We start from the raw sequence: 24567 nt of genomic DNA, 5'->3' as shown, positions 1-24567 counted from the left end.
TATGCTTTTAATTATAGATGATGATAGTGGAGTTCGTTCCTCGTTGAGTTTCATGCTGAAACGTGCCGGTTACCAAGTGGTAACTGTACCCGGTCCGCGTGAGGCGATGGAAGTAGTCCGTTCGGAAGCTCCTTCTCTGATTTTGATGGATATGAATTTTACACTTTCCACTTCCGGAGAAGAGGGATTGACCCTTCTTAAGCAGGTCAAGATATTTCGTCCCGATGTTCCTGTAATTCTGATGACTGCATGGGGTAGTATCCAACTTGCCGTACAGGGAATGCAAGCCGGTGCATTCGATTTTATCACCAAGCCCTGGAATAATGCCGCATTGCTGCAACGCATAGAGACTGCTTTGGAGCTTACTGCAACTCCGAAGGATACGCTTCAGGAGCAAAGCGGTTCATTGAACCGGAGCCATATTATTGGCAAGAGCCGTGGATTGACAGAGGTGTTGAATACGGTGGCTCGTATTGCACGAACCAATGCTTCGGTATTGATCACCGGTGAGAGCGGAACCGGTAAAGAACTGATAGCCGAGGCTATCCACATCAATAGTCAGCGTGCCCGTCAGCCTTTTGTGAAAGTCAATCTTGGAGGAATATCCCAGAGTCTGTTTGAAAGTGAGATGTTCGGTCATAAAAAAGGAGCCTTCACAGATGCCACTTCCGATCGTATGGGGCGTTTTGAGATGGCGAATAAAGGAACTATTTTTCTGGATGAAATCGGCGATCTCGATCCCTCATGCCAGGTGAAACTGTTGCGGGTATTGCAGGACCAGACTTTTGAAGTACTGGGTGACAGCCGTCCGCGTAAGACGGATATACGGGTTGTTTCGGCTACCAATGCCGACTTGGCCAAGATGGTAAGCGAACACACTTTCCGTGAAGATCTGTTCTATCGCATTAACCTGATAACCATAAAACTTCCTGCGTTGAGAGAGCGCAGAGAGGATATACCGTTACTCGCCAGACACTTTGCCGATCGTCAGGCTGAGATCAACAACCTACCCCGTACGGAGTTTTCGTCGGATGCATTGAACTTCCTGAGTCGTTTGCCTTTTCCGGGCAATATCCGTGAGTTGAAAAATCTGGTGGAGCGTACGATTCTGGTCAGTGGCAAGGAAGTGTTGGATGCAACCGATTTCGAGAGTCAGTACCAGCGACATGATGAAAGTACGTCAACTGCCTCTTCGTTTGCGGGAATGACACTCGATGAAATCGAAAGACAGACAATTCTTCAGGCATTGGAGCGTTATAAAGGGAACCTGAGCCAGGTGGCTACAGCGTTAGGTATCAGCCGTGCGGCATTGTACCGTCGTTTGGAGAAATATGATATCAGTGATAAGTGACTCGTCGCTTATCATTACTTTTTAATCGTTAATCATCAATCACATGCCGGTAAAAGGATTTTTCTTCATACTTATCTTTCTGTTGTTTTCCATCATGGGCTTTCTGTTCTATGTATCCGAAACCATTGTGGCGAAATATCTCTATATCGCAGAAGGGTTGATGCTGTTCCTCGTTTTATATCTGATTTTGTTTTACCGGAAGATAGTGAAACCAATGAATACGATTGGCAGTGGTATGGAACTTTTGAGAGAACAGGATTTCAGCAGCCGCCTGAGCCACGTCGGTCAACAGGAAGCCGATCGGGTAGTGAATGTGTTCAACCGTATGATGGATCAACTAAAAAACGAGCGTCTCCGGTTGCGTGAACAGAATCATTTTCTTGATCTGATGATTAACGCTTCACCTATGGGTGTTGTCATTATGACACTGGATGAAGAGGTATCCCAACTAAACCCGATGGCGATGAAGATGATGGGAGTCCGTCCGGAAGAAGCCGAAGGCAGGAAACTGTCCGAGATCGATTCGCCGCTTGCCATAGAACTGGCTGCCATTCCGAAGGGAGAAACCAGCACCGTGCGACTGAATGATTCAAATATCTATAAATGTACTCATTCTTCGTTTGTGGACCGCGGCTTCCAGCATCCTTTTTATCTGATGGAAGGATTGACAGACGAAGTGATGAAAGCGGAGAAAAAGGCATACGAGAAAGTGATCCGTATGATCGCGCACGAAGTGAATAATACAACGGCAGGGATTACTTCTACACTGGATACAGTCGAACAGGCATTGTCTGAGTCGGATGGTATGGAAGATATTTGTGATGTGATGCGTGTCTGTACGGAACGTTGTTTTTCTATGAGCCGTTTCATTACCCGTTTTGCCGACGTGGTGAAGATTCCCGATCCCCGTCTTACTCCGATCAACCTGAATGACCTTGCATTCAGTTGCAAACGCTTTATGGAGGGGATGTGCAATGACCGGAATATCCGGTTACAACTGATATGTGATGAATCATTGGACGATGTGAAACTGGACGCCTCCCTGTTTGAGCAGGTATTGGTGAATATTATTAAAAATGCGGCTGAAAGTATCGGGAAAGACGGTCAGATTACCATCCGCACCTCATCACCTGCTGCTATCGAAGTGGTGGACAATGGGCCCGGCATAACAAAAGAGACTGAAGCAAAGCTCTTCAGTCCCTTCTTTTCTACCAAACCCAACGGACAAGGTATCGGCCTGGTCTTTATCCGTGAAGTTTTAAGCCGTCATGGCTGTACGTTTTCATTGCGTACATACGCTGACGGACTGACAAGATTCAGGATTTTATTTCCGTGATTCCTGCCATCTCTGGGCATATTCATCCAGTATCCGTTTGATTCCCTGGCCTATTTTGACATAATCCTTTTCATTCAGGTTGGCAAGTGATACACGTACGCTCCATTCCGGTCCGGCAAAACCGCCACCGTTCAGCAATACCAATGAGGTTTCGTTGGCGAGGCGGAAAACAACATCCAATGGGCTGTACGTTTTCTTGAGGTAGTCTACAAACTCTTCTCCGTAGAATATCTTAGCCCACACCAGCATATCTATCTCACTATAATATCCTACACGCAGCGGATCGTCCACCAGTGAGAATCCGGTATTATCCCACAGAGCTTTCAGGCGTCTCCGGATGATCTCCTGCATCTTGTTTTTATACCGGTTCTCTTTATCCAGTATGGCAAAGGAAGCGAAGAGGCTCATCTGCGTCTGTTGCGGCAGAGACAATCCGGCTGTATGATTGAGCGCCACTTGGCGGCTGTCGGCTACCATGCGGTCGATGAATTTTAATCTTTCGGGGGCAAGGGTCAGACTGGAGTAACGCTTATTGAGGATTGCCTTTTGTTCTTCCGGTAAGTGGGCTATCATCCGGTCAAAAATATTCTCTTCGTGCAGAGCGATTACGGCATCGCGCCATCCGGTAGCCCCGAAATATTTGGAGAAGGAATAGACGCACAAAGTATTTTGCGGCAGTTCGGCCATCAGCGAGCGGAAATGCGGACTGAATGTACCGTATACATCGTCTGTGATAATCATCAGGTTCGGATTGTCTTTCTTCACGATATCTACAATCCGTGCGGCAGTCTCAGGACTCAGTGTATAACTGGGCGGGTTACTGGGATTGGTAATGAAGAGTGCTTTGATCTGCGGGTTTTTCAGGCGGTCTATATCTTCGTCTTTGTATTGCCAGGTGTGCAGCCCGTCTGCTGTCATCTGGTCCGCAGATATTTCCGTAACGTTAAATTCATAGCGTCTCAATTGAGGGATTTCAATATAGGGGGTGAAGACAGGTACCATCAAGGCGATTCCATCTCCTTTATTGAGCAGGAAGTTTTCTTGCAGAGAGTCGAAAACGTAGCACATGGCTGCCGTACCGCCTTCGGTGGCGAACAAATCGTATTTGCCCTTTGGCGGACGACTGTCGCACATTTCCTGTGCCAGATAGTCTTGTACAATCATCTCGGTAAACTGGAGGATGCGGTCCGGTACCGGATATTGGTCACCTATTACCCCTTCTGCCCATTCGTGGACAAGAGTGTCCGGGTCTGCGGCATGTTCCAGTAACATGTATTGATAGGTTCCTTTTAATAGTTCCGCACCCGGCTGGCTATGATTGGTTTTGAGAAAAGTCTCAAAGCGGGCGGCAATCCCGTCTTTTTGCGGGATACCGGCAATTCCTTCCGGCAAGTACATCACGTGCCGACATTCTTCCAGTCCGAATTTACCTAAAAGGAAGAAAGCTTCACGTGGAGTGGTGGCAATCCAGTTCGGGTTTCCACGTCCGGCATTCAGCATGGTATGAGCTATCTTTTTGATGCTCTCATCAGCCATTTCAATCAGTCTGTTTTTCAGTTCGAAAGGACTGATACTCTCCATCTTTTTAGCAAAACTTTTAGTTACTGCTCCGTTGTTTTCATTACTTTTCATTATTATGTCAGGGTTATGTTTAGTTAATATCAAAATCTATTTTACATGAGTAACACAATTACGACTCCCCAGATAATCAGGAGAGTATTTCCCACAGCATACGTCACTGTATATCCTAAAGCGGGAGTCTCGCTTTCGACAGCTTCCTGGATGGCACCTAATGCGGCGGTAGTAGTACGTGCACCTGCTGTGCATCCCAATATCAGTGCCGGGTGGAATTTGAAGAGATACTTTCCCATAAGTATGCCTACTATCAGAGGAATGGAAGTAGCCAGTGCGCCTACAATGAACAGGCTTAGCCCCACTTCTTTGAATCCCTGTACGAAGCTGGGACCTGCAGCGATGCCCACGACAGCAATAAACATGTTCAGACCTACGTTGTCCAGTATCCAGAGAGCAGGTTCGGGAATACGTCCGAAAGTCGGATGTTTGCTTCGTAGCCAGCCAAAGAACAATCCTCCGATCAATGCGCCCCCACTGGTGCTGAGACTGATAGGGACACCACCCATGTGGATACTCAGGGCACCTATCAGTCCTCCGATCAGAATACCCAGACCAACGAAAATCATATCTGTCTGGTTGGTTGGACGGTCGGCGTATCCCATTTTCTTGGCAGCTTCATCCACTTCGTGTTTGGTCCCTACCAATTCGACAATATCACCTGCATCCACAATGGTTTGCGGCAGTACCGGTATATCGATACCCGCCCTTTTGATACGGCGTATGCTGACACCGTGCATGAATTTCTGTGAACGTATTGAACTTATTTTTTCTCCGGCAAAGGTCTTCCGGGTTACCATGACGGGCAATACTTCAGCCGGAAAGTCCAATAACTGAGGATCCAGTACCTCGGGACCGATCCAATCTTCCTCGCCGATAACATATTCCCGGCGACCACTCAATACCACCTCATCCCCTTTCCTGAGAATCAGGGTCGGGGTGATTTCTTTTACGATAACTCCGGCTTGTCTGACACGTTCGACAAACAGGTGCTTGTCATTCTCCTGGAAATAGCTTTCAAGATCTGATACCCGTTTTCCGTCACCAAACCACTCATTATCTATTTTATAAGCCCGGAAAGTCACCGGACGTGCAGCGGGCATAAAGCCGGGTTGATCCGCTTCGCTATTCCCCATTTTAGCCTCCAATTCTTTACAGGCGGCTTTTACTTTATCGAGTCCGCCCAATAACTTGGGGCCGAGAGAGCCCAATACCCATGCCGAACCCGCCGTGCCGAAGATGTAAGTTACGGCATACGATACCGGGATAATATTATTATAAGCCTCTTTTGTTTCAGGAGATATGTTTAGTTCATTGATCGTATCTCCTGCCACGCCTATGACAGCCGATATCGTCTGTGAACCGGCCAGTAATCCGGCTGCTTCCCCTACATTGTAACCCATAATTTTAGCCAATATCCAGGGAATAATCAGACAGAATACACACATGATGGCAGCAAATCCCATTTGGGGGAGTCCGTCCTTTTTCAGTCCCCGGAAAAACTGCGGACCGACTTTATAGCCGATGGCGAATAAAAAGAGTAAAAAGAAAACAGATTTAATGGGGCCGTCGACCGTAATGTTCAATTGCCCCACAAGGACACCTACCAGCAATACGCTTGTAACGACACCCAGGCTGAACTTTCCGATTTTTATTTTGCCAATCCAAAACCCTACGAAAAGGGTCAAAAAGATGGCAAGCTCGGGGTGAACCCTAAGTTGATGAATAATCCAATCCATAGTTAATTTGTTTAGGTTTAAATTCTCATTAAAAACAGCTTGTGCAAGAAAGTGTTTTGTTAAACGGGCTATTCTTATATCATTGTATAAATTATTAACGTTATCTTTGATGCGTTAAATTGTATATTGTTTTGAAGAGTAAATTTCGTAATTTGTTTTTGGCCTTTGGCATCCTGGCCGTCATCATCATGCTGTTCACTTTCGATGTGTCTTATGATGAACTGCTGGACAACCTGCGGCGTGCCGGATTTTATCTGCCGCTGGTTCTGGTCCTTTGGCTTTTCATCTATCTGATTAATACCCTTTCGTGGTATATCATCCTTCGTAGCAGTGGTCCGGTGAATTCATTGTCGTTCGCCCGGCTCTATAAATTCACGGTTTCCGGTTTTGCGTTGAATTATGTCACTCCCGTGGGACTGATGGGAGGGGAACCCTACCGGATTATGGAGCTTACCTCCTATGTTGGAGTGGAGCGTGCCACATCTTCGGTCATCCTGTATGTGATGATGCATATTTTTTCGCATTTCTGTTTCTGGCTCAGCTCGGTATTGATTTATGTCTTTTTTTATCCGGTCGGTTGGGGGATGGGCATTGTCTTGGGGTTGATCACACTCTTCTGCCTCTTACTTGTCACTCTTTTTATCAAAGGCTACCGGAACGGTATGGCTGTGGCATGCGTACGTCTGGGTAGTCATATCCCTTTTTTGAAGAAGCGCGCAGTCCGCTTCGCGGAACTTCATAAAGAAAAACTGGAGACTATAGACAGTCAGATAGCGCTGCTTCATCAACAGCGAAAAAGTACCTTTTATTCGGCATTGAGTTTAGAGTATACCGCTCGCATAGTGGGGTGTCTCGAAGTCTGGTTGATTCTGAATGTATTGACTACGGATGTCAGTTTTGTCGGTTGCATCCTGATCGTCGCTTTCTCTTCCCTACTGGCGAATCTGCTTTTCTTTCTTCCCATGCAATTAGGGGGCAGGGAAGGAGGCTTTGCCCTGGCGGTAGCCGGTTTGTCTTTGTCCGGAGCATATGGGGTATTTGCTGCTCTGATTACGCGGGTGCGGGAGATGGTCTGGATTGTTATCGGGCTGGCGCTGATGAAGATAGGAAATCGGAGATAGAGTAATGATGAAAGGGTGGGGATGTTCTGCATCTGAACGATAAAATAAAGAGGGATGATTTGATAATTGGTTTAGAAAATCGGATTTGCTTCTCGTAGTCATTAGGATGTAATAATAGGGATATTATTATCCCAAGCAGAATCGTTATTGTCACAGGGCATAAAAACTAAAAAGATAGACTAAAAAAATGTTGTAAATTTTTATGAAATAGAAGAGTAGACAATGGAACAGTATTTAGAAAAATATTCAGATGAGTTATCGGCTAATGGATATGTTTTATGTAAGGGTAAACATCTGAAAAAGCTGAATTTACAATTTGTTCCCGTCATAAATGTCGGGAGCAAATGTCGCAAGGTATCTTTGCTATAATGAAAAACTTATGCCTAAAGTTACAAATGCTTTGGGAAATAACAAAGCCTTGATTTGAGAAAGTCGGGGGTTTGTGTCGCAAAAGGAGATATGCTAGTTTTGACAGTTCTTTGTTACTTAGGGGGGCTGTATTATAAAAGAACTCCTTTAGTTGATAATATCCCTGCGAATGATAAGAATGCAGTAGAACTCTCTGTTATGTCCGACATAGTTATTGCATACGAAAAAGAACATTATCCGATAAAAAAAACAACTGTTGCAGAATTAATAGAATTTTATCTTGAAGAAAAAGGAATGAGCTAAAAGCAACTTGCCATTGAGATTGGAATAAGTCCTTCACGGGTGAATGATTATATTGCAGGACGTTCAGAGCCTACTTAAAAAATAGCCCGTTTGCTTTGTCGGGTATTGAATATTCCTCCCGCTGCAATGTTGGGGGGTAAATTGAGGGTTATGATACATGCAAATGAAAAGGCTGGATTTATGTAGCATGTTGCTCTGAGAATAATATCGTAACAATTAACATTGTTAACGCCATTTCTCCGTTATTTTATTCTTGTGTGCAAATAACAAGCCTTTTGCATTTAAAACACTTGCTATTTGCATTTAAAGAACAAGCTTTAACGTAGTGTTAAAATAAAGCTTTGGGCGAGAGAAATCTTATGCTTTAAAAGCACTGTGTTTTAGTTTGTTAAGCACACTCTTTACTTCTTTGTTTCACCGAATCCCTTCTTAGGTAAAAGCCTATATACTTGCTTTTTTGTCAACTACAAATCGGGGACTCATACTCCCTGCTATCTTCTTTTCGCCTTGTTTAGTGCCGCTATCAGATACCTTCCTTTTGCCCCTATGTCACTCCAGCAAGTGTTGGCAATCAGCCGCCACACCGTCGTTCCCTTTCTGCCATAGTCCGACAGCCTGAGAATGGCGTTTACTTCATTTACCTCGTTAATTCCCAATCTTTGGAGCGTATCCGTCAGTCCCGGATAATTGTGTGTCATCGTATTGAAAGCGTATCCCGGTATCGGGAGAGAAACAGAATCCTCCATCCTTTCTTCCTCCTTCCCCTCGGGGGGAGCTGAGGGGGGTAATTCTTTATTTTCCTTTGCTCTACTTTTCTTTACTTTACTTTGTCCGGAATTGCATGCATTTTTTGCGTTAACGGCTACATCGTGTACTACATTTCTCGGGCTAACGGTTACGTCTCCTGTGCCGACAGCTACTTTTACTTCTTTAAGCGGCTTGGGTCGTTCAATTTCCTGTTGTGTGGATGCATTGTCCGGTTTGCCGCTTTCCTTTTCCGGTTTATCGTTTTCCTTTTCCGGTTTCACCATCAGGTAGGGGAGTTCCGACAACTCTCTCTTTCTCCGCTTTGTCGCCTCCATCCATACCTTTTGTATACTTTCCGAAGTCAGTATTCCGTTTTCCAGATAACTGTTTTTGTCCATTATCCCTTTGATAAAGAGGATCTCAATGATCCCCTGCACCTCAGCGACCTGTACCTCCCTTCCTGCCTTGTTGGCAAAGATCAGGCACTGCTCTTCATCCCAACGGATGAAGTATCCCTCCTTGTATATTTTACACAGCAGTTTCAGTACGATTGCCGGGCCCTTTATTCCGTATTTAGCTTCTATCACTTCCATTGCGTTCTCTTCCATGAAGTTTACGCCCACCGGGAAATAGTTGATCCCGTCATATATTGTTGCCATATTTGTTTTTTTTAGATTAGTTGTTTGTACTTTCAATAATACATTAATACATTCACCACAAATTACCCGGATTCCCAAAGACGTTTTCACTTGATTCCTCAAAATAGAAATCATTCATCTGTGAAAATCCGTGTAATCTGTGGTGGCGCCCTATACGATCGGTCTCCATTCCATGAAGTTCTCCACCTGGAATGTCGTCCACCGTTGTTCATCCACATTCCAGTACACTACTGCGCCTTCTATTTTTGTGGGATCATACTTCTTGTGGAATTCCGCTTCATAGTAGATCAGTGTCGCTTTCACCAACCTGAAGTCTCCGTTCTGCTTCTGATAAGCGATGGCTGCGTGCCCGTATTGCAGGTGGTCTGTTAATGCTTCCAGACGCTCTGCCATCCATTCGGCACATTGTTCGGTATATCCTTTCTCAAAGACAATGCGTTTTTTCCATCTCAGTTTCATGGCTTCACTCTGTGATGCCGGTCTTTTTTTCCGTTTCATACGTATATTTTTTAAGTTGATAAATTGTTATCGCCACGAAGATAGGGGGCGTTTCATGTAAGACGGATTATCATAATTCATTGTGCGTATTTTTGTGGATGGCGGGTTTGTGCTGTCTATTCTTTTCCACTTCTTCCCAAATGCTGCTGATATAGACTAATATTGAACTGATGGATAATGGTTTAAATACTCCGTTTTTAATATTTCCGATTAGTCTTTTTTCATTGATGTAGCGTGCGAGTGAAGCCTGACATGTATTGATATTTTGTATGTTCGCATCTTCTATGTAGGATTCTATCAACGCTTTGATAAGTTCTCCTTTATGCGAAATTATTCCACGTATTGGTATTCCTTTCTTTCTGCCTCTTGTTCCTTTAACTGTTTCTGTATTAGATTGTTGTGCTTTGCTAATGGTGTTTTTTTACACTTTTGTCTGCAATCTGAAATAATCCTTTTTCTTTGTCCATAATTTCTTTTATTTTGTTAATAACTAAATGTTGTTAATTTGTTGCAAAGGTAGAAAGGAATCTATCGGTAGGCAAGTAAAGATGGAATTAAAGAGAAAATGAACGCTTCTGATTAGATAACTATTTGTTATATAGTATGATATTAATTGAAAAAGTGAGTGTTTCAATAGACGTTCGTTTAATTGAACGCAAAGATAGGGGGTATTTTTAGAACTACAAAATGTTTAATAAAAAAAATGATTTTTCTCTTTTGATTGTTATCCCAATATCTTAAACCACAGGTATTTATGAATTAACAAAAAACAGTTTATTATCTGTCTGATTTTGTTTTCTGTTCTCTTCTGATTTATATACAAAAATCATGTGTTTTTAAACGAACGTCTATTGAAACACTTTTTGTTTTCAATTCCCTCGTTTAAAGGCTATTATAATAAATAACTATTTTCTGCCTCCATTAAATAACATGGATGCACTGAATTTTTCATTAAAATCCGCATTACATAACTTGACCGGGAGGTATGCTTCGCTACTCCGGTGTCCCCAAAGAACATCCTGACGTGAACGACATGACAACATCCGTATCTATCGAATCTTCGATGGAGCGTTCTCAATCCCTCCTGTCTTCTTCCGCTTTGAACTGGTATGCTTTGCGTATCACTTACGGGCGTGAACTGGCTTTGCAGGAGTACCTCAATTCGGAGGGGATAGAGAATTTCATTCCCATGCACTACGAATATACCATTAAAAACGAGCGTCGGGTCCGTAAGCTTGTTCCTGCGGTCCATAATCTGGTTTTTGTCCGTTCCTCGCGTAGTTGTATCGATGCCATCAAAGAAAGCAAGGGCACCACGCTTCCTATCCGTTACATTATGGACCGTGAATACCATCGTCCCATCATTGTTCCTGATTCTCAAATGCGTAATTTCATGGCTGTCTCTGCGAATTATGATGAATCCCTGCTTTATTTCGAACCTTCTGAGTTGAACATCCGCAAGGGTACCCGTGTGCGTATCACCGGGGGGCTTTTCGAGGGGGTGGAGGGCGAGTTTGTCCGTGTCCGCAATGACCGTCGTGTCGTAGTCACCATTGAAGGAGTCATGGCTGTCGCCACCACTTTTGTCCATCCTTCATTGGTCGAACCTGTCATCGAAAAATAACATAAAAAGATATGAACTATTTAGAATCCGAAATCTCCGCCCTTTATGCTTCTGCCCATGAACTTTGCTACTTAGGCATGGACGGTCGGCCGATCTACAGTGATCAATTCACCCGTCTGAATCGTGATGTTTTTTCTCAGGCTAATGCTTTGTACGACAAGCATGGTGATAGTGATGAAGAAGAGGCCCGGTTGTGCCTGTCGCTCCTGATGGGATATAATGCGACTCTCTATAATAACGGTGACAAGGAGGAGCGTATCCAACATATTCTGGATCGTTGCTGGGATGTACTGGAACATCTGCCTGCCTCTCTGTTGAAAGTCCAACTGCTGGTTTATTGTTACGGAGAGGTTTTCGATGAGGAATTGGCCCGGGAAGCTCAGGCCATCATTGATACGTGGCAGGACAGGGAGTTGTCAGAAGAGGAGCGTGAGGTGATGGAACGTCTGAAGGATGTGCAAGAGAATCCGTATCCTTGGAGTGAGGTGGAATGATTTCGATCTAGTAATTTAATTTTAATAAGTATATTGATGAAAGGTATTGTCTTGGCCGGTGGTTCGGGCACTCGCTTATATCCGATCACCAAAGGGGTCAGTAAGCAGTTGCTTCCGATATTTGATAAACCGATGATCTATTATCCTATCTCTGTACTCATGTTGGCAGGGATTCGTGAAATATTGATTATCTCCACTCCATACGATTTACCCGGCTTTCAACGTTTGCTGGGTGACGGTTCTGACTTTGGAGTACGTTTTGAGTACGCCGAGCAACCTTCTCCTGACGGCTTGGCACAGGCGTTTATTATAGGAGAGGAATTTATAGGTGATGATTCTGTATGTTTAGTCTTGGGTGATAATATTTTTTATGGGCAGGGTTTTACCCGTATGTTGCGTGAAGCAGCTCATACAGCCGAATCGGAGAACAAAGCCACTGTTTTTGGCTATTGGGTAAACGATCCCGAACGTTATGGTGTAGCTGAGTTTGACAAGATTGGGAATGTTCTCAGTATCGAAGAGAAACCTGCTGTTCCTAAGTCCAATTATGCCGTTGTGGGTCTTTATTTCTATCCTAACAAAGTGGTGGAAGTTGCTAAGAACATTCAACCTTCCCCTCGTGGAGAATTGGAAATCACGACGGTCAATCAACGGTTTCTGTCCGATCGGGAACTGAAAGTCCAGCTTTTAGGGCGGGGTTTCGCCTGGTTGGATACAGGTACTCATGATTCTTTGTCCGAAGCAAGTACATTTATCGAGGTTATTGAAAAACGTCAGGGATTGAAAGTGGCCTGCTTGGAAGGCATAGCCCTGCGGCAGGGCTGGATTTGTCCTGAAGAGATGAAAGCATTGGCAGGTCCGATGCTGAAGAATCAATATGGGCAATATCTATTGAAAGTTATCGATGAATTATCCATAAAGTAGAATTTTTATTCCGATGAATATAATAAAAACATCAATCGAAGGTCTTGTTATCCTTGAACCCCGTCTGTTTCAGGATGACCGTGGCTACTTTTTTGAATCCTTCAATCAGACGGAGTTCGAATCAAAGGTATGTCAAACGACTTTTGTTCAGGACAATGAATCCAAATCGAGCTACGGTGTCATTCGCGGTCTCCATTTTCAGAAATCTCCTTTTGCCCAAAGCAAACTGGTACGGGTAATCAGGGGTGCAGTTCTTGATGTGGCTGTCGATATTCGGAAAGGTTCTCCCACATTTGGAAAACATGTTTCGGTTGAATTGACAGAAGGCAATCACCGTCAGTTTTTTATTCCGCGTGGCTTCGCACATGGTTTTAGTGTGCTGAGCGAAGAGGTTATTTTCCAATACAAGTGTGATAATTTCTATCATCCGGAAGCTGAAGGGGCAATTGCCTGGAATGATCCGGATTTGAATATCGACTGGAAGATACCCACGGAAAAAGCAATTCTTTCGGAGAAAGATTCTTGCCATTCAGTTCTAAGAGATGTTGATTGTATATTTAATTATCAAGAAAAGCTTTATTAATATGTCGTATCAAAGAAATATTCTTATTACTGGTGGTGCCGGATTTATAGGCTCTCATGTGGTTCGTCTATTTGTAAATAAGTATCCGGAGTATCATATTGTTAATTTAGATAAACTAACTTATGCTGGTAATCTTGCAAATTTGCATGATATAGAAAGTGCTCCCAATTATACTTTCATCAAAGCTGATATTTGTGATTTTGATAAAATGGTAGAAATTTTCTCTGAATACCAAATAGACGGAGTTATCCATTTGGCGGCTGAAAGTCATGTAGACCGTTCTATAAAAGATCCGTTTACTTTTGCCCAGACTAATGTAATGGGAACTCTTTCTTTGTTGCAGGTAGCTAAATTGACTTGGGAAGTTCTTCCTGATAAATATGAAGGAAAACGCTTTTATCATATTTCAACAGATGAGGTGTACGGCACATTGCAGTTTGATGGGACATTCTTTACAGAGTCTACTAAATACGATCCACATAGTCCCTATTCTGCGAGCAAAGCGAGTAGCGATCATTTTGTCCGGGCTTATCACGATACATACGGACTACCAACTGTTGTGACGAATTGCTCGAATAATTATGGTCCTTATCAATTTCCAGAAAAATTAATACCGCTTTTTATAAATAATATACGTCATGGAAAGTCGCTGCCTGTGTATGGTAAAGGACAAAATGTGAGAGATTGGTTGTACGTAGTAGATCATGCTCGTGCTATAGATTTGATTTTTCACAAAGGAAAAGTTGCTGATACATACAATATTGGTGGTTTCAATGAATGGAAGAATATAGATTTGATCAAAGTAATCATTAAGACGGTTGATCGTTTATTGGGAAATCCCGAAGGTACTAGTGATCACTTAATTTCTTATGTTACCGACCGTGCCGGACACGATTTGCGTTATGCTATTGATTCTTCGAAGTTAAAGAATGAACTTGGTTGGGAGCCAAGTTTGCAGTTTGAAGAAGGTATCGAAAAGACAGTACAGTGGTATTTAGAAAATCAAAAATGGATGGATGCAATTATGAGTGGAGAGTATGAAAAGTATTATGAAATGATGTATTTTGATATGAACTAAATGATTTCTTATATAAAAAGCATAAGAAAAAAAGATGATCGAAGTACTATTGCATTGTTAAATGTAATAATGTCTTTTATTATTAAAGGGATTTCTATACTGGTATCTTTGGTATTGGTTCCTTTAACCTTACATTTTTTGGATACTTATGAATATGGTTTATGGCTAACAATCAGTTCCATATTGCTTTGGATAGACTATTTCGATATAGGATTGGGTAATGGGTTGAGAAATAAGTTGTCGGAAGCATTGGTGGCTAAGGATATGGAATTGGCAAAAGAATATGTCAGTACTACTTTTTTCGTGTTATTGGTAATAGCTACCTGTTTGTTTGGTCTTTTTGTCTTAGTAAATCAATGGATTGATTGGGGAAGTATTTTAAATATTCCTCATGCCATAGCAATTCGAGTCGCAAATTTGCTCATTTTCGTTTTTCTTTGCGTAACAGTTTCTTTTGTCTTGAAAATTATAACGTATGTCTATTTCGTGAAACAATTGCCTGTAGTTAATGGATTCATTTATTTATTATCTCAGTTGTTGTCATTGTTTTTTATCTTTTTGCTAGCCAAATCTAATGTTGATGCCAGATTGGAATGGGTTGCTTATAGCTATTCTGCATCTACGACTGTTGTTTTGCTTCTTTTTTATCCAATAACTTTCTGTATTAAATATAAGGAATTGGCCCCCTCTATAAAAGCTATTAATATGAATCGAATGGGCGGTTTGATGGATATAGGATTTAAATTCTTTTTGATACAGTTATCTTCTTTAGTGATATATACTACCTCCAATTTAATAATATCTAACAAACTCTCTCCGGAAGAAGTAACTCCTTATAGCATCTCTTTTCGGTATTTTAATATTATATTTATGGTTTTTACAATTATAGTGTCACCCATGTGGAGTGCTGTTAATGAAGCCTATAATAGAGAAGAATATGATTGGATAAAAAGGGCTATGAAGACATTAAATAGAGTTTTAATGGTGTTGGCTGTAGTTGTGCTTTTTATGATTCTTTTCTCTGATATAGTTTATCGTTTATGGTTGGGGACATCAGTGATTGTCCCGTTTGATTTGACTGTTTTGTTGGCTACCTATGTCTTTCTGTTGACTATAAGTTCTCTTTATTCAAATTTTTTAAATGGAATGAATAAATTGAATATTCAATTATATACGTTGGTTATAGCCGGAATTGTTTTTATTCCATTGTCTATCCTGTTGCTTGAAGTGATGGGAGTGTCTGGGGTTGCTCTAGCTTTATGCATTGTAACTCTTCCAGGGGCTATAATTAATATTTTTCAATATCGGAAAGTAATTGGTGTTTAAATATGAAACTAAAGATTATTATCCCGAAAGGTGGATAACAATAGAATAAATTTATATGTAAAATAATGCTCTCCAAAAATGAATATTGAAAAGATAAAAATATTGTGGAACTCTGTAGACTCAATGTCTGTAGGAGTTGGGCTGTTGTCAATTGTGTTTATGTCATTAATCATGGCGTCTTCTCTTTTTTGCTTGGGATTATGTATCAATAATTGGCTATTCTTAATATCTTGCATTTGTAGTATAGGCTTCGTTAGGATATACTGCAAAAAGAATAATTATGAGGTGTTTCCTAATGTTCTAATATTTGTATTATTAGTTGCTTTTTCTTTATTAATAGCAACATTTACTTTTGATTATTCTTGGGATGGATGCAGCTATCATCAGGATATAATACTTCAGTTACGGGAGGGATGGAATCCTTATTATATCCATCACGCACCTAATTTTAATAGTGAATTAGCATTGTGGGGAAATCATTATGCAAAAGGGATGGAAACGATATCTGCCGTTATTTATGCTTTTACAGGCAGGATAGAATCAGGGAAGGCTGTTAGTCTTTTATTAGTAATTTCTTCTTTTTGTTTTGTAAAGAATGCATTAAATGGCATTTTGAAATCATCCTATAAAGTTTTATTCTATTCGTTGGCTTTTTCATTTTCACCGGTTATATTTCAACAGGCCTTTACTTTTTATATTGATTGGAGTCTGTATTCATTGATGTTGATATTGGTATCTATGTTATTGTCAATAAAGAAGGATTTGAATGTTTTACAAGTTTGTTGTATTGCTATTTGTATAATTATGTCAATAGCCATAAAATATAATATTGCATTTTGGATAGGATTTACAATATTCTTGTATTGGATTTATCTATTATTCCAAAAACGGTATCAAATAGCAATCAGTCTAATACTTATAGGTGTTATATCTTTGATAATAGGTATCCTATTTACTGGATTCAATCCGTATATCACTAATTATTTGGATCATTCAAATCCATTTTACCCATTATTGGGGGAATATGCTGTGGATATAATGACTGATCAAATGCCCGTTAATATGAGAAATAATTCAGATTTTGTAAATGTTTTTATCTCTCTGTTTTCTCATGGTACAACAACGGGAGATTCTGCACGTTTTATGTTCCCATTTCTTTTTAATATTGAAGATTTAAAAGTAATTGCAAACCCTGATCCAAGGACTTGTGGGTTTGGCGTATTTTTTAGTGGATTAATGCTTTTAAGTATAGTCTTATATGCTTTTGCTAAGATGGAAAAGCACTATAGAAATATATCGTTGGTTATCTGCACATTATTATTTTTCTCTCTTTTTGTGCTACCTTCTGGATCGTGGTCTAGATATACTCCTTTCTTTTATACTTTTCCTCTTATACTTTTGCTTTTTACCGAATTTGGGCAATTGACGCATAAGTTGCTCCATTTTAGAAGAATTCTTTATACTGTGATTCTTTTTAATATTCTTTCAATATTTATTATTGTTTCTATATTAAATATTTATTGTTATTTACAAACGCAAAAAGCTATTAACATAGTGAGAGTCTCTAATAATCCTAATATAAACTTTGGGGTTAATGTCGCTTTTAAGATAAAATTGGATGAACGGAATATTCGTTATGTAGAACAGAAAAATAAAATAGGTTTAAATACGCTATTACATATAGCACCAGAAGTGTGTATAGATTCTGATTTGAAATGAGCTTTTGTAAAATGAAAAATATAATATTACTACTTCGTCCTCATCAATGGCTAAAAAACTTTTTCATATTTCTACCATTGTTTTTTGATAAACATCTTGGAGACGTAAACTATATACTAACAACCGTAATTTGTTTTTTTTCTTTTTGCTTTATAGCAAGCTCTATTTATTGTTTCAATGATATTTGGGATGTAGAGGCAGATAAAGCACATCCGAAAAAGAGGATGCGTCCCGTTGCTTCGGGAAAGGTCTCAAAGAAAGGAGCATATTGTCTAATGCTTGCCTGCGCAGTAGTTTCATTGCTTTTATTGATTGTTATTGACACTCACTTTTACTATCTATTAACTGTATTGGCCATTTATTATATTCTAAACTTAGCTTATTGCATAAAGTTGAAACAGGTTGCTTTAGTAGATGTATTTATCATTGCAATAGGTTTTGTCTTAAGGGTTTTGGCAGGAGGATTTGCTACTGGAATTTGGACCTCTCACTGGATTGTGTTGATGACATTTCTTTTAGCTTTGTTTTTAGCTTTTGCTAAACGAAGAGATGATGTAGTGATTTATGAGGAAACTGGAGTAAAAGTGCGAAAAAGCGTGAATCGATATAATCTTGAATTCATGAATCAGGCAATAACCATTTTGGCCTCGATCACAATGGTGTGTTATATTATGTATACGGTGTCAGGAGAGGTAATTGAGAGAATGGGAACTTCCTATCTATATGTTACTTCTATCTTTGTTTTGGCTGGTATTATTCGTTATTTGCAATTAACTATTGTGGATATTAAAAGTGGAAGTCCAACTAAGGTGTTAATGAAAGATCGTTTTATTCAATTGAGTATTGTTTGTTGGGTACTTGCTTTTGGAATATTGATTTATTGCAGGTAATATGGAGAAAAAAATTGTTGTAGCTTTTGATTTTGATGGTACCATTACTACAAAAGATACTTTGCTTGAATTTATACGTTTCTCTAAAGGTGCGATGGCGTTCTTTTTGGGGTTTTTGCTTCATACTCCTTATTTAATATTGTTTAAATTAGGTCTTTATCAGAATTGGAAAATAAAGCAGCGACTTTTCGGATATTTTTTTAAAGGTATGGATTATAAAGACTTTGTAAAAGTCGGTCAAGATTTTGAACCTATATTAGAAAAAATGATACGGCCTAAAGCGTTGAAGGCTATTCGAAGTTATTCAGAGAAAGGTATTCCTGTTTATATAATTAGTGCAAGTGTTAGCGAATGGATTTCTCCTTGGGCTATTAAGGAAGGAGTAAATCATTTTATTGGAACAAAGGTTGAAATAAGTTCGAATGGGAAATTGACGGGAAATTTTCTCTCTAGAAATTGTTATGGAGAAGAGAAAGTAAGGCGTTTATTAGAATTAGAACCTAATAGAAACAGTTATATTTTGTATGCTTATGGTGACAGCAAAGGTGACAAAGAGTTGATTGAATTTGCGGATAAGGGGTGGTATAATAAATTCAAATAGAATGTAATGAAATATTTTTTAGCTTTGATTAGTATAATATTGGGGGCTGGAGCTCAATATTTATTGAAGGTTGGTATGAATAGTGGTATTGTATACACGAATGATATTGGCAATACTATAAGGAAGATACTGACTAATCCTTATATACAATGTGGAGCTATTTTGTACGCTTTGAGTATGTTTTGTTGGCTGTATGTGCTTTCTGTGATGGAGCTGAGTAAAGCCTACCCAATGGTAAGTTTAGGATATGTCTTTACTCTATTTCTAGGTTTTTCTTTTTTAAATGAATCCTTGTCAATGAGTAAAATAGTCGGAATACTATTAATTATTGTAGGCGTATTTTTTATTAACCGATAATTTTAATGGAAATTAGTCTCTATGTTTGTAATTGAAAAATAGAGACTAAATAATTTATGTATGAAGAAATTGTATTCGATTATAACACTATATTTATATACATATTGTTCTCGTATATTATTTTTTAAAACATTGAGTCGAATCAGAGGACTAAGAGTGATAGGTTTTCCTATTTTGGAAGTTGATGTGACTGGTAAATTTATTGCTGGAAAGAATTTGGTCTTGGTTAATAATTCATCTTCAACATTAGGAAGAAACACCCGATGTAAATTTCTTGTGTATCCAGATGCATTGATATGTATTGGTGACAATGTGGGTATGAGCAATACTACTATAGTAGCAACAAAGCGAGTATTAGTCGGTAGCAATATTTTGATTGGCGGTGGAACTACAATTGTAGATTCAGATTTTCATTCTATGAATCCCAACGATTGGCATACTCCTAATGATGAATTGAATATGTTGTCAAAAGATGTGGTAATTGGAGATAATGTATTTATTGGTATGAATGTTATCATATTGAAAGGGGTTCATATAGGTAATAATGTGATAATTGCAGCTGGATCGGTTGTTAGCCAAAATATTCCGGATAATCAGGTTTGGGGAGGAAATCCTGCTACTTTTATCAAAGTAAGAAAAATGGGTTAGTTGAAAGCTTATGGATATTATTCTTCTACATAATGGTTTGGGAAACCAAATGTCTCAATATGCTTTTTATCTGAGTAAAAAGAAAAACGGTATACATACCTCATATATATGCCTTAGTAATGACCATAATGGCATAGAATTAGATAAGGTTTTTGGTGTAGAATGCCAGATGGGATGTAAGAAAATCTTTTTGCTTTTTATCCTTCGTCTGTTAATGAGTAATAAGACTGGTTTTTTGATAAGAAAAGTTAATGTTCTGTTCTCAAAAATCAAAATTAAATTGATAACTGAAAATCTAGATTATAGTTTCCATCCATCCTTTCTTAGTGCTTCACCCTATTGTTTAGCTTTTTGGGTAGGTGGGTGGCATCATCCTCAATATTATTCTGAGATATCTTCTCAGATAAAAGAAGCGTTTACTTTTAAAAGATCTTTACTGGATGAGCGTAATATTTGTATAGAGAAGCGTATGCGAGAGCCTAATAGCGTTTGTCTGCATATTCGGAGAGGAGATTATCTAACAGGGATAAATTATGAGTTATTTGGCAAAGTATGTAATGAGCAATATTATCAAAAAGCTATTGATTATATTGAGGGTAAGTTGAGTGATATTTGTTATTATGTCTTTTCAAACGATATGGAGTGGGCAAAAAAAATATTGCTGGGAAAAAATGCTGTTTTTGTTGATTGGAATCGGGGAGAAGAGTCTTGGAAAGATATGTATTTAATGTCTAAGTGCTCTAACTTAATAATTCCTAATAGTACATTTAGTTGGTGGGCGGCTTGGTTGTGTGAGCATCCTGTGAATATAGTATGTCCCAAGTTATTTGTATATGGGGATGAACAGTCTGATATTTATTTAGATAATTGGCATAAAATAGAATAACTTTTTTAGATTAAGTAAAGTGTATGAGTAGCTGTGTTTTTACAATTGTTGCTAAAAATTATATTGGTTTGGCGCAAATACTGGAAAAATCTTTTTTGTTATATAATCAGGATGTTGATTTTAAGATATTTGTTGCTGATGAACTGTTCGATGTTAGTGAGAATAGTCTGCCAGATAATGTGTATGAGGCAAAAAAAATATTGAAAAATGTGCCTGAAGAGCAATGGTATGAGATGGCCTTTAAGTATAACCTGACAGAATTCTGTACCTCTATAAAACCTTTCATTTTTTCATATTTATTTGAAGAAAGAAAATATGATAAAGTCATTTATTTAGATCCGGATATACTTGTGTTCTCTACTTTTTCTGATATTCTGCAAAAATTAGATAAATACTCTATATTATTGACGCCACATGTATCTTTGTTGCATAAGGTATACAATGGAGAGTTGTCAGAAAATAGCTTTCTTACTACTGGAGTATATAATTTAGGATTTCTTGCTCTGAAAGGAGAGCCTGAAGTTTATTCTTTTTTGGATTGGTGGTCTTTGAGACTTACTAACTATTGTTTTAATGAACAACTGGATTCCTGTTTTACAGATCAAAAATGGATGGATTTTTTACCATGTTTTTTTACCTCGGAAAAGTTGCTGATTTATAGAAATTTAGGATGTAATGTGGCCCCTTGGAATTTCTTTGAGAGAGCCATAAAAGTCTATGATAATGGAAATGCATACGTCATCCAGCGAAATAGTAGTATTGAGAATGAAGTACCACTTGTATTTGTACATTATTCAGGCTATAATTATAGAGAAATCCTCAAAGGTAATATTGTCCAAAATAATATAAAAGAGGATATTAACTATGTTGATATAGATTATTTATTTTCGAAATATAAAGAATTCTTATTGGAAAATAGAGAGTTGTTTGAGCACTATATTGGATTGGATTATACTTATAATTATTTTAGTAATGGGACTCCTCTTATCTCTTTTTATCGTAGAATTTTTCGAGCATGTTTGAATAAAGATAGAACTCTTGGCAATCCGTTTGATATAAGGGGGGAAACTTCTTTCTATCGACAATTAGGAAAGCATAATTTATTAGATAAGTCTTCTGTTATGGTTGACAAGATATCTAGGTATAATGTGCCTAATATATCCAGAAAATTGTTTTGGGTGAATATCATAATGCATATTCTAAAAAAGGTGTTAGGGATGAATCGCTTTCTATTACTTATTCGTCTGTTTCGTGCCTATTCGAGGTATGAAACATATATATTCATGTATGATTGGAAGTATAAAAAATCTAATTTATTTGTTGACCGATGAAAATATGGTATATTAATACATTCTCAAAAGGGAATCATCATGAAATTTATAATGCTTCTATACTTAAACTTTGTACATTGTGTAGTGATGAAGTTGTTGCTATTTCAGATAAAAAGACTCTTGCCAATTATTGTGAGCTGGCTAATATTCAGGATTCAGGTATACATAAACATAGTATCTATTGCTTTGGGCAAAAGAAAAGATTATTTTTATTGCTTTCATACATATGGAGTGCTATTTTAAATATTGTTATATTATTTATTTCTAAACGCGATTCGGTATTGATTTATGTTTTTAATAATTCATTTTCTACATCTATATTGAATCGAATTAATATGTTACTAAAGCGTAACGTTTTACTCTGTTTGCATGGTGAACTTGAGCTGTTATCGACAAATCAGGAAAGTAGAAAGTATGGTGTATTGTCAAAAATATTGCAGTTTTTAATTATTCACTATTTTAGAGGTGACAAATATTCGCTAAAGATGCTTTTAATGGGAGATAGTATAAAGAGAAATCTGGAATTTTATTTGAAAAAGAAGATTGTCGATATTTATGTATTAGATCATCCCTATATACAGACTACTTCTTTTATAAATATTCGTACCTTTTCATCTGTGTTAAAATTAGGTACAGTAGGAACAATGAGTGTCAATAAAGGTGCCGACAAGTACATAAGCTTATTACAAATGGTGAAAGCTGAAAAATTGCAAAATTTACAATTTTATGTTATTGGCAAAGCAGAAGGTGATGTTTATGATAAATTAAATGCTGTTAATGTAATTTTTCCATGTGTGGGAGAAGGTATGTGTTCTAGAGAATCATTTGATAAACATGTTAGTGAACTAGATTATATTCTATTTTTCTATCCAGTAGATTCATATCGTTTGACTGCTAGTGGAGCTATATACGATGCCATTATGCAAGAGATTCCGATTATTTCTATAAAGAATGAGTACTTTACTTATCTTTTTGATAAATATGGTAGATTTGGATATTTGTTTGATAATGTTGATAATATTTTTTCTTTTATAAAAAGTGGTTTAAAGAGAGGGAATGACTTTTTTAATTTCTTGGATATAAAACAAAAAATATCTCCAGAAGCATTTCTTGAAGATTTTGTAGAAATAATAAAGAAATAGATGCTCTTTTATTTTCTTATTTGGTTTTGTCTGTTTGTCTTTTCATTACTAGAGATTAATAATCTCCAAAAAGAACATTCTTTTTTTCTTTTTGCTATATCTACTTTTCTGCTTTTTTTTCTCTCTTTTGTCAGATGGGAAACTGGAACCGACTGGGATGGTTATTATGAATATTTCAATCATATTTTTTATTATTTTCAGGATTCAGATTTTGAATTTGGTTTTGCGCGGATAAATGAGATTATAAAGTTAACATTTGGGAATTATACGATTCTGTTATTCGTATTTTCTTGCATTATCTTTTTTTTCCAGACTAAAGTTATACTTAAATATTCACCTTTACCATTGTTTAGTCTGTTTTTTTTGTGGTCCATTTCTTTTGCAAATGTTTTCTATATACGACAAACTGTCGCTATTGCTTTATTGTTTTATTCAACAACATTTCTTGTTAATAAAAAGACGTGGTTGTTTTTTATCTGTATTTATATCGCCACTTTGTTTCACTCAACCTCGTTTGTATTTGTCTTTGCCTATTTTTTATTCAGACTAAGAATCACAGTAAAACAGATGTTCTTTTTTTTGTTGATGTCTTTTCTCTTTTCGATTTTTTTGGTGTCTGTTTTCAATAGTATACTGCCTCTTGTAGGTGGGATTATACAGCATAAATTGGAAACATATCTGGCTCTAGGGGAAGATGGGGGGGGCATGAGTCAATCTTCTCTGGGTGAAGTGTTGATAAGGGGAATTGCTAATAAATTGTTTATATTTGTTTTATTGATATATTTTTCATCCAAAGAGATGAAAGAAAACTTAATTTTTCGTGGATATTTAAATCTCTATTGGTTTGGAGCTATTTTGTATTTCTCTATGGCATCTATTTCTATTGTTTTTGTTCGTTTTTCCTTTCCGTATGATATTGTTCAAGTAATTCTGTTGCCATTGCTACTTAAAAATGTTTCTTCAAATAATAGATATGTCTTGTATGCTATTATTTCAGTATTTTTATTATTTAGATTTTACATTACTCTTTTCGGAAGTTATTATGATTTATATGTTCCTTATAAAACAATTTTTCAGTTATAAAGCAAGAAATCATATGTATGAATTTTGAATTGTAATTAATAAAAATATTTATGTTAAAAGTAAGCGTCCAAAAATGACGTCTTGCCCTGTTTCGATTTGCTCTTTACTTTTGCTGCACACTAAAAA

Annotated in this window: 22 protein-coding genes and 1 pseudogene; 19 read left to right on the top strand and 4 right to left on the bottom strand. The window is 38.1% G+C overall.

Annotated elements, in window-relative coordinates; translation table 11 throughout:
* Position 1 precedes the first annotated feature (1 nt).
* Together KO473_RS03585 and KO473_RS03580 are read left to right on the top strand one after the other, a co-directional pair.
* A complete protein-coding gene (locus KO473_RS03585) occupies positions 2-1351 on the top strand; it encodes a sigma-54 dependent transcriptional regulator (RefSeq protein ID WP_005776286.1) in 1350 nt (449 codons plus the stop codon).
* Between the two features lie 43 nt (positions 1352-1394).
* Positions 1395-2687: a PAS domain-containing sensor histidine kinase gene (locus tag KO473_RS03580; protein ID WP_005776288.1), complete on the top strand. Its 1293-nt coding sequence runs from the start codon at positions 1395-1397 to the stop codon at positions 2685-2687.
* Here KO473_RS03580 and aspD read toward each other — a convergent pair.
* Together aspD and aspT are read right to left on the bottom strand one after the other, a co-directional pair.
* Positions 2676-4319: an aspartate 4-decarboxylase gene (gene aspD, locus KO473_RS03575; protein ID WP_005809417.1), complete on the bottom strand. Its 1644-nt coding sequence runs from the start codon at positions 4317-4319 to the stop codon at positions 2676-2678. The two genes, KO473_RS03580 and aspD, sit on opposite strands and share 12 nt — an antisense overlap.
* A gap of 41 nt (positions 4320-4360) precedes the next feature.
* Positions 4361-6058: an aspartate-alanine antiporter gene (gene aspT / locus KO473_RS03570; RefSeq protein WP_032543259.1), complete on the bottom strand. Its 1698-nt coding sequence runs from the start codon at positions 6056-6058 to the stop codon at positions 4361-4363.
* Positions 6059-6189: 131 nt separating this feature from the next.
* Between aspT and KO473_RS03565 the strand changes: the two genes are divergently transcribed.
* Both KO473_RS03565 and KO473_RS03560 read left to right on the top strand, forming a co-directional pair.
* The gene (locus KO473_RS03565; RefSeq protein ID WP_122130568.1) at positions 6190-7179 is read left to right on the top strand and encodes a lysylphosphatidylglycerol synthase transmembrane domain-containing protein; all 990 of its coding nucleotides are present in this window, start codon (positions 6190-6192) and stop codon (positions 7177-7179) included.
* 459 nt (positions 7180-7638) lie between these two features.
* Positions 7639-8037, top strand: a pseudogene (locus KO473_RS03560) (type II toxin-antitoxin system HigA family antitoxin).
* 305 nt (positions 8038-8342) lie between these two features.
* On the opposite strand, the gene KO473_RS03555 reads toward KO473_RS03560, so the two are convergent.
* Entirely contained in the window at positions 8343-9257 is a 915-nt protein-coding gene (locus tag KO473_RS03555) for a DUF4373 domain-containing protein (RefSeq protein WP_122130562.1), read from the bottom strand.
* A 150-nt stretch (positions 9258-9407) separates the two neighbouring features.
* Positions 9408-9755 carry an SH3 beta-barrel fold-containing protein gene (locus tag KO473_RS03550; protein WP_005776294.1) on the bottom strand — a complete coding sequence of 116 codons (348 nt, stop codon included), beginning with the start codon at positions 9753-9755 and terminating at the stop codon, positions 9408-9410.
* Positions 9756-10818: 1063 nt separating this feature from the next.
* Here KO473_RS03550 and upfY point away from each other — a divergent pair.
* The 15 genes from upfY to KO473_RS03475 all read left to right on the top strand — a co-directional run bounded on the left by upfY (position 10819) and on the right by KO473_RS03475 (position 24441).
* Positions 10819-11379, top strand: a complete 561-nt coding sequence (gene upfY, locus KO473_RS03545; protein WP_077687899.1) for a capsular polysaccharide transcription antiterminator UpfY — start codon at positions 10819-10821, stop codon at positions 11377-11379.
* 11 nt (positions 11380-11390) lie between these two features.
* Complete coding sequence (locus KO473_RS03540; protein WP_005786323.1) at positions 11391-11873, top strand: UpxZ family transcription anti-terminator antagonist; 483 nt, start codon at positions 11391-11393, stop codon at positions 11871-11873.
* A gap of 36 nt (positions 11874-11909) precedes the next feature.
* Positions 11910-12797, top strand: coding sequence for a glucose-1-phosphate thymidylyltransferase RfbA (gene rfbA, locus KO473_RS03535; protein WP_216035084.1), 888 nt, complete (start codon positions 11910-11912; stop codon positions 12795-12797).
* Positions 12798-12810: 13 nt separating this feature from the next.
* On the top strand, positions 12811-13380 hold the full coding sequence (gene rfbC, locus KO473_RS03530) for a dTDP-4-dehydrorhamnose 3,5-epimerase (RefSeq protein WP_005819174.1): 570 nt from the start codon (positions 12811-12813) through the stop codon (positions 13378-13380).
* Between the two features lies 1 nt (position 13381).
* Positions 13382-14458, top strand: a complete 1077-nt coding sequence (gene rfbB / locus KO473_RS03525) for a dTDP-glucose 4,6-dehydratase (RefSeq protein ID WP_005819176.1) — start codon at positions 13382-13384, stop codon at positions 14456-14458.
* Entirely contained in the window at positions 14459-15784 is a 1326-nt protein-coding gene (locus KO473_RS03520) for a lipopolysaccharide biosynthesis protein (protein ID WP_232303417.1), read from the top strand.
* 78 nt (positions 15785-15862) lie between these two features.
* Positions 15863-17503: a hypothetical protein gene (locus tag KO473_RS03515; protein ID WP_005819180.1), complete on the top strand. Its 1641-nt coding sequence runs from the start codon at positions 15863-15865 to the stop codon at positions 17501-17503.
* Positions 17504-17514: 11 nt separating this feature from the next.
* Positions 17515-18393 carry a UbiA prenyltransferase family protein gene (locus tag KO473_RS03510; protein ID WP_032537447.1) on the top strand — a complete coding sequence of 293 codons (879 nt, stop codon included), beginning with the start codon at positions 17515-17517 and terminating at the stop codon, positions 18391-18393.
* 1 nt (position 18394) lies between these two features.
* The gene (locus KO473_RS03505; protein ID WP_005819183.1) at positions 18395-18994 is read left to right on the top strand and encodes an HAD-IB family hydrolase; all 600 of its coding nucleotides are present in this window, start codon (positions 18395-18397) and stop codon (positions 18992-18994) included.
* Positions 18995-19000: 6 nt separating this feature from the next.
* Positions 19001-19351 carry an SMR family transporter gene (locus KO473_RS03500; RefSeq protein WP_005819184.1) on the top strand — a complete coding sequence of 117 codons (351 nt, stop codon included), beginning with the start codon at positions 19001-19003 and terminating at the stop codon, positions 19349-19351.
* A 60-nt stretch (positions 19352-19411) separates the two neighbouring features.
* Positions 19412-19999, top strand: a complete 588-nt coding sequence (locus tag KO473_RS03495; protein WP_005819186.1) for an acyltransferase — start codon at positions 19412-19414, stop codon at positions 19997-19999.
* Positions 20000-20009: 10 nt separating this feature from the next.
* The gene (locus tag KO473_RS03490; RefSeq protein ID WP_122130492.1) at positions 20010-20885 is read left to right on the top strand and encodes an alpha-1,2-fucosyltransferase; all 876 of its coding nucleotides are present in this window, start codon (positions 20010-20012) and stop codon (positions 20883-20885) included.
* A gap of 23 nt (positions 20886-20908) precedes the next feature.
* Entirely contained in the window at positions 20909-22216 is a 1308-nt protein-coding gene (locus tag KO473_RS03485; RefSeq protein ID WP_005819190.1) for a hypothetical protein, read from the top strand.
* Positions 22213-23358, top strand: coding sequence for a hypothetical protein (locus tag KO473_RS03480; RefSeq protein WP_005819193.1), 1146 nt, complete (start codon positions 22213-22215; stop codon positions 23356-23358). The genes KO473_RS03485 and KO473_RS03480 overlap by 4 nt, the downstream gene beginning before the upstream one ends.
* Entirely contained in the window at positions 23359-24441 is a 1083-nt protein-coding gene (locus KO473_RS03475) for an EpsG family protein (protein WP_122130493.1), read from the top strand.
* Positions 24442-24567 lie beyond the last annotated feature (126 nt).

This window comes from Bacteroides sp. HF-4919, assembly GCF_018860125.1.
Note: the sequence above shows the minus strand (reverse complement) of the source record. Positions and strands in the feature narration are given on the sequence as shown.

What these genes read in the sequence shown, in the direction of transcription:
- KO473_RS03585 (WP_005776286.1), top strand. Translation starts at nt 2, where the DNA reads ATGCTTTTAATTATAGATGATGATAGTGGAGTTCGTTCCTCGTTGAGT.
- KO473_RS03580 (WP_005776288.1), top strand. Translation starts at nt 1,395, where the DNA reads ATGCCGGTAAAAGGATTTTTCTTCATACTTATCTTTCTGTTGTTTTCC.
- aspD (WP_005809417.1), bottom strand. Translation starts at nt 4,319, where the DNA reads ATGAAAAGTAATGAAAACAACGGAGCAGTAACTAAAAGTTTTGCTAAA.
- aspT (WP_032543259.1), bottom strand. Translation starts at nt 6,058, where the DNA reads ATGGATTGGATTATTCATCAACTTAGGGTTCACCCCGAGCTTGCCATC.
- KO473_RS03555 (WP_122130562.1), bottom strand. Translation starts at nt 9,257, where the DNA reads ATGGCAACAATATATGACGGGATCAACTATTTCCCGGTGGGCGTAAAC.
- KO473_RS03550 (WP_005776294.1), bottom strand. Translation starts at nt 9,755, where the DNA reads ATGAAACGGAAAAAAAGACCGGCATCACAGAGTGAAGCCATGAAACTG.
- upfY (WP_077687899.1), top strand. Translation starts at nt 10,819, where the DNA reads ATGGAGCGTTCTCAATCCCTCCTGTCTTCTTCCGCTTTGAACTGGTAT.
- KO473_RS03540 (WP_005786323.1), top strand. Translation starts at nt 11,391, where the DNA reads ATGAACTATTTAGAATCCGAAATCTCCGCCCTTTATGCTTCTGCCCAT.
- rfbA (WP_216035084.1), top strand. Translation starts at nt 11,910, where the DNA reads ATGAAAGGTATTGTCTTGGCCGGTGGTTCGGGCACTCGCTTATATCCG.
- rfbC (WP_005819174.1), top strand. Translation starts at nt 12,811, where the DNA reads ATGAATATAATAAAAACATCAATCGAAGGTCTTGTTATCCTTGAACCC.
- rfbB (WP_005819176.1), top strand. Translation starts at nt 13,382, where the DNA reads ATGTCGTATCAAAGAAATATTCTTATTACTGGTGGTGCCGGATTTATA.
- KO473_RS03520 (WP_232303417.1), top strand. Translation starts at nt 14,459, where the DNA reads ATGATTTCTTATATAAAAAGCATAAGAAAAAAAGATGATCGAAGTACT.
- KO473_RS03515 (WP_005819180.1), top strand. Translation starts at nt 15,863, where the DNA reads ATGAATATTGAAAAGATAAAAATATTGTGGAACTCTGTAGACTCAATG.
- KO473_RS03510 (WP_032537447.1), top strand. Translation starts at nt 17,515, where the DNA reads ATGAAAAATATAATATTACTACTTCGTCCTCATCAATGGCTAAAAAAC.
- KO473_RS03505 (WP_005819183.1), top strand. Translation starts at nt 18,395, where the DNA reads ATGGAGAAAAAAATTGTTGTAGCTTTTGATTTTGATGGTACCATTACT.
- KO473_RS03500 (WP_005819184.1), top strand. Translation starts at nt 19,001, where the DNA reads ATGAAATATTTTTTAGCTTTGATTAGTATAATATTGGGGGCTGGAGCT.
- KO473_RS03495 (WP_005819186.1), top strand. Translation starts at nt 19,412, where the DNA reads ATGAAGAAATTGTATTCGATTATAACACTATATTTATATACATATTGT.
- KO473_RS03490 (WP_122130492.1), top strand. Translation starts at nt 20,010, where the DNA reads ATGGATATTATTCTTCTACATAATGGTTTGGGAAACCAAATGTCTCAA.
- KO473_RS03485 (WP_005819190.1), top strand. Translation starts at nt 20,909, where the DNA reads ATGAGTAGCTGTGTTTTTACAATTGTTGCTAAAAATTATATTGGTTTG.
- KO473_RS03480 (WP_005819193.1), top strand. Translation starts at nt 22,213, where the DNA reads ATGAAAATATGGTATATTAATACATTCTCAAAAGGGAATCATCATGAA.
- KO473_RS03475 (WP_122130493.1), top strand. Translation starts at nt 23,359, where the DNA reads ATGCTCTTTTATTTTCTTATTTGGTTTTGTCTGTTTGTCTTTTCATTA.